This window comes from Leptolyngbya sp. FACHB-36 (assembly GCF_014695955.1).
In the GTDB taxonomy this organism is placed as follows: domain Bacteria; phylum Cyanobacteriota; class Cyanobacteriia; order Leptolyngbyales; family Leptolyngbyaceae; genus FACHB-36.
In genome coordinates, this window is sequence record NZ_JACJPG010000243.1 from 1 (window position 1) to 4,771 (window position 4,771).

General features: G+C 50.6%; 4 protein-coding genes and 1 pseudogene. 3 read left to right on the forward strand and 2 right to left on the reverse strand.

Annotated features, from left to right (window positions below; all coding sequences use genetic code 11):
* Both H6F43_RS05910 and H6F43_RS05915 read left to right on the forward strand, forming a co-directional pair.
* Positions 1-951: class I tRNA ligase family protein (locus H6F43_RS05910; protein WP_190341617.1), on the forward strand; the 951-nt coding region annotated here is incomplete at its 5' end.
* A gap of 199 nt (positions 952-1,150) precedes the next feature.
* Positions 1,151-1,630 (forward strand): hypothetical protein, encoded by a 480-nt coding sequence (locus tag H6F43_RS05915; RefSeq protein WP_190341619.1) that lies wholly within the window; start codon positions 1,151-1,153, stop codon positions 1,628-1,630.
* Positions 1,631-1,778: 148 nt separating this feature from the next.
* Here H6F43_RS05915 and H6F43_RS05920 read toward each other — a convergent pair whose 3' ends face one another.
* On the reverse strand, positions 1,779-2,099 hold the full coding sequence (locus H6F43_RS05920; RefSeq protein ID WP_190341620.1) for a Mo-dependent nitrogenase C-terminal domain-containing protein: 321 nt from the start codon (positions 2,097-2,099) through the stop codon (positions 1,779-1,781).
* Between the two features lie 625 nt (positions 2,100-2,724).
* Positions 2,725-4,278, reverse strand: a complete 1,554-nt coding sequence (crtH, locus tag H6F43_RS05925) for a carotenoid isomerase (protein WP_190341622.1) — start codon at positions 4,276-4,278, stop codon at positions 2,725-2,727.
* A gap of 380 nt (positions 4,279-4,658) precedes the next feature.
* Between crtH and H6F43_RS22150 the strand changes: the two are divergent.
* A pseudogene (locus H6F43_RS22150) lies at positions 4,659-4,771 on the forward strand (uracil phosphoribosyltransferase); the annotation flags it as partial.

Here is a 4,771-nt window from a genome sequence, read left to right on the forward strand (position 1 = left end):
TCGGTAGAAGCCTCCCGTAACTTCACCAACAAGCTGTGGAACGCCTCGCGGTTCGTGATGATGAATCTGGGCGGACAGACGCCAGAACAGCTAGGAAGCCCCAGCGTGGAGACATTAGAGTTGGCGGACAAGTGGGTGCTCTCTCGCTTTCATCAAGTGACGCAGCAGACCCGCGCTGACTTAGACAGCTATGGATTAGGAGAAGCCGCCAAGGGTCTGTACGAGTTTATCTGGGGAGATTTCTGCGATTGGTACATCGAGTTGGTCAAGTCGCGATTGCAAGGTAGCAATGCCGAATCCAAGCGATCGGCTCAGCAGGTCCTCGCATTCGTGCTGGAAGGCATTCTGAAGCTGCTGCATCCTTTCATGCCGCACATTACCGAGGAGATTTGGCACACGCTGACTCAATCCAGCGATCGTGTTTACTTAGCGCTTCAGTCCTACCCAGTCCCTCAGCCCAGCTTGATCGATCCCGACTTAGAGCAGCAGTTTGAGTTGCTAATCGGGACAATTCGCACCTTGCGTAACCTGCGAGCAGAGGCAGAAATCAAACCAGGTACGAAGATTTCTGCCGTCCTGCAAAGCGACAGCGATCGCGAGCGTCAGATTCTCTTCGCTGGACAGTCCTACATCCAGGACCTCGCTAGGGTGGAGACCCTCACCCTCACTGCTCAGGTAGACGCCTCCGATGCCCAATTTATTGCAGGCGTTACTGGAACGGTGCAGGTGTTGATCCCGCTGACGGGCGTTGTCGATGTCGAGGCGCTGCGTGCCAAGCTACAGCGGGAGCTTAATAAAGTTGAAGCCGAAATGCAATCGCTGCAAGCGCGTCTGAGCAACGAGAACTTCGTCAGCAAAGCCCGTCCAGAGGTTGTAGAAGGAGCGCGCAGCAGTTTGGCGGAGCTAGAGAAGCAAGCAGAAATTCTGCGCGATCGGCTAACGCGACTCTAGCCTACTGGAAAACGGCTAGCTTTCCAGTACCCTTTCGTAGCCTCTCATGAGACAGGTTATACTTTCCTCAAGGTGACGGGGTTACGTTAGGGTGGAGCCACGATCCAACTTATTCAACTGTCAATAGCGGCTTCCTCTGGGGAACTCTCAAACGGGGAAGCAACTTTGTTTTTCTTAAGGAATATAGCGAGACAGAAGCATGTTGTATCTGGCTCAGGTGCAAAAAAAGGGGATTTTAGGTAAAGCAGGGCTGCGGCTCTTAGCGCGTCAGCGCTCAGAACACACATGGACGGTTCTGAACGATGACGAGCTTGTCTTGGTAGCAGAGCCAGCTCAGTTTAATGAAGGGGCACTCGTACTCATAGAACTGACCAGTAATCGGCAGGTTCTATCGGTAAATGACGCGAAGGAGTGGGTGCTGGAACTGGTTCAAAAGTTTCTGCTCACGGGGATCACGCCTGCTTTTCTGCAGCAAGAAACCGAGCGCGCTGAACAGTGGCGGCAGTCGCTGACGCTGCAAAGCCAGGAGCTCGATCGTCGCGCCTTAGAGCTAGAAGCCCGCAAAGAGCAGATTCAGGTGATGGAAGAAACCCTAAAGCGCGAGAAAGAAAGCCTCAAGCGAGAAAAGACGCTTCTGGACTCGATGATGGCTCAGTCCAAGCTGAATCCATCGAATTAAGTAGCAAGAAAAATTGGTTGTAGGATGTGTTAGGCGCAGCCGCAACGTACCCTTGGGCGGCAAGGATCACACGATCGATTTTTTGAGATGCCGGAACGGCTTTGCCTATCCTACGTCTGTCTCATCTTTTTGAACTCATTTCACCTACTTAGAGCGCTTCGCCGCACTGCTCTACTAGGTAGCACATGGACCGGAAGCGCAAGCCAACTAGCTGATCGTAAAGCGGATTGAGCTTGCACAGCGGTGGGATATGCGCCAGTTTATGACCCAGCACAATAATATCGCGCTCGAAGGGGCAATGCCCTGGGATCGCTTTGTAGAGGAATCGAGCAAGCTTTGCATTTTCGATCGGCACACCATCTAACCATTGGCGGACTGGATGCAGCAAATCGAAGCGAAATTTAGGTGTTGGTGAAGCGTTGTTTGAAGCGAAGCGATTACTGCGAAGAGCAAATTCTGAGTTAGACATGATCGTTCACTTGATGGGAATCGTTCAAGCAGTTAATTAGAAACTCTACAGACAGTAGAACGTTGAAACGAATTTTGGGTTCCTGTCTACCACAATACAAACCAGGAGTGCGAATTTTATAAAGCTATGCACGAGATTGAAGCATGTAAGATGAATTTCTTGTGAATTCATCAAACCCTGCGTCAGTCTGTATAAATCAGCCTCATCGAGTATAGCGAACTCCGGTTCAAATTGACTTCAGAAACTAGGTTAACCTCTGGTTTAGACGTGATTAACTAGAGACAACTATACAAGAGTGATTGCACCTTTTCTATTGAAGTCAGCCGATCGCATTTCATACAGTACCCAATGGGAGAATATTTTGCGTCAACTCAGATTATGCTCTATCGCAAGCGATTCTTCTTAAGACATAGAGCGCAAAATGTTGAGCGTTTTACTACTATTTGGTAGCTTTAACTACAAAATAATAGTTTCCTTAGAGTCCGTTAATGGCAGAACATTATCAACAGAATAAATTAGGCTTTGACGCGGTTACTCAAAGAACGTGTATTTAGCGCCACGCCGTTACTAAAATGAGTGAGCCAAATGCTTGGCTCTAGCAAATCAGCGCGGCAGGTGCGTCAGTCTACAAGCCCAAGTCCACAGAAATCCGGTGCGCACAGGCAAAGCCAGAGAAGGCAACGGCGTTTAGTCCCTGCCCCGGAAAGGTACTGTCGCCCACACAGTACAAACCAGGAACTGCAGTGCGGTTAAACGGCATTCCCAGCAGACCCAGAAGTTTTTTAGCTGGAACGGGACCGTACGTGCCATCGTCCCGACCAAGAAAGCGGCGATGTGTGCGGGGTGTCCCGACTTCCTGGTAGTCCAGTCCTATCGACAGATTAGGGAAAATCGTCTCTAAACGATCGACTAGCCGATCAACTGCGTGCTCCTTGCGCGCCTGATACTCACTGGGGGTTAGGTTTTGCCAGTCTTCAATCCAACTCGGCGTAAAGGTGTGAATAATGTGATAGCCAGGAGGAGCCAGATCTGGGTCTAACAGCGTTGGAATCGACACAAAAATCGTTCCCTCTGGGTCTTCCATGCGGTTCCAGTCCTCCAACAGAATGTGATGGCACTCGGTTCCTGCTGGTACAGCATCCGCCTTGACGCCAAGATGCACACTGAGAAAGCTAGGCGACTTTTGATAGCGTCGCTGCCAGTTGCGCTCGGATGCGGGCATCTGCTCAGCGGGGATCAACTTCTCAAAGGTGTCCCAGCGAGTAGCATTCGAGACGATGTGCTGTGCCCGAATCACCTCGCCCGACGCCAGCTGCACTCCCACAGCGCGCCCGTTTTCCTGAAGAATTTTGCTGACTCTAGCTTTGTACTGAATGCGCCCACCGTGTTTTTCTAAGCCTTCGACCAGCTTTTGAGCAATCTGACCAACGCCGCCTTTGGGGTAGTTAATGCCACCGTAGTGACGATCGCTGAAGACCATCCCCGCATTAATCATGGGCGTGCGATCGGCAGGCACTACTGACCAGATGTAGCAGTCTATGTCAATAAACTTTAGCAGCGTCGGGTCTTGAATATGGCGACGGGCAATATCACCAACGTTCTGCGGCAGATATTTCACCAAACCCAGACATGCGAACGGGTGCTGAAAAAACACCCGCATTAGGTATCGAGGTTCCTCTAGCGACAGCAGTTCCATTGCATTCAGGCAGTTGAACACTGCCCAACACTCGTCGTAAAAGCGACGAATGCCCACCTGTTCGTGGGGAAAGCGATCGATTAGCTCTTGCAAAAACTTCTCATAGTCCTGATGAACTTTTAGCTCCAATCCATCCGGCAGGTGGTAGTGAATCTGCACGGGATCGGGAATCGTCTCCAATTGCACATCAACGGCGTTGAGGGCGCGAGTCAGTAGGTTTGTTGTACCGTGCTCCCCAAAGCCGAAAATCATTGACGCGCCAACATCAAACCGGTAGCCCTGTCGATCGAAAAATCCAGAACTGCCACCGGGAATCACATAGCGCTCCAACACAAGGACTCGTGCTCCTTTTGCTGCAAGCTGGGTTGCTGTAACCAATCCACCAACACCAGAGCCAATCACAATAACATCGAGGTCAGAAGGTGGAGAGTTCTTAGACGAAGCAGCAGAAGCAGACGTTGGGGTGCGATCAAAGACAGCCATGAACCATCACACTGGAGAGACGTTTCTAGTCTATCTGGAAGTGGAACGCGGTTGCTGCCTATGAAAAAGGGGACTGGTCTGCATTGCTAACCAATCCCGCCTGCCGATCCTTCAGAGAGGAGAACACTGTAAGTCAGTTTATGCTTATTGAGAAGTATTGTCAATTCTTACCGGCGGCTTTTTCCCTCCTACATAGCGCGAGTTGTGAGTAGCATACCCAAAGCGGTTTTGACAGCAGTTATTGATAACACTTTGCGGATCAGTGAATTTTCAGTCAATTTTTTAGCTCACACCCTGCGCTACGGTCGCTGCCTTTGTGTAATGAAGTAGCCGGGAAGCGAGTAAAATCAATTTGCGATACACCTGTCAGTTTTTCATCCATGACTCTTCAACTGCGTGTCTATGTCCCGCCGCATCCGTTGATTAAGCACTGGCTCGCTGTGGCTCGTGACGGCTCAACTCCGTCTACGCTGTTTCGTAGCGCTATGACCGA

Coding starts and splice junctions, on each gene's coding strand:
- H6F43_RS05915 (WP_190341619.1), top strand. CDS start 1,151: ATGTTGTATCTGGCTCAGGTGCAAAAAAAGGGGATTTTAGGTAAAGCA.
- H6F43_RS05920 (WP_190341620.1), bottom strand. CDS start 2,099: ATGTCTAACTCAGAATTTGCTCTTCGCAGTAATCGCTTCGCTTCAAAC.
- crtH (WP_190341622.1), bottom strand. CDS start 4,278: ATGGCTGTCTTTGATCGCACCCCAACGTCTGCTTCTGCTGCTTCGTCT.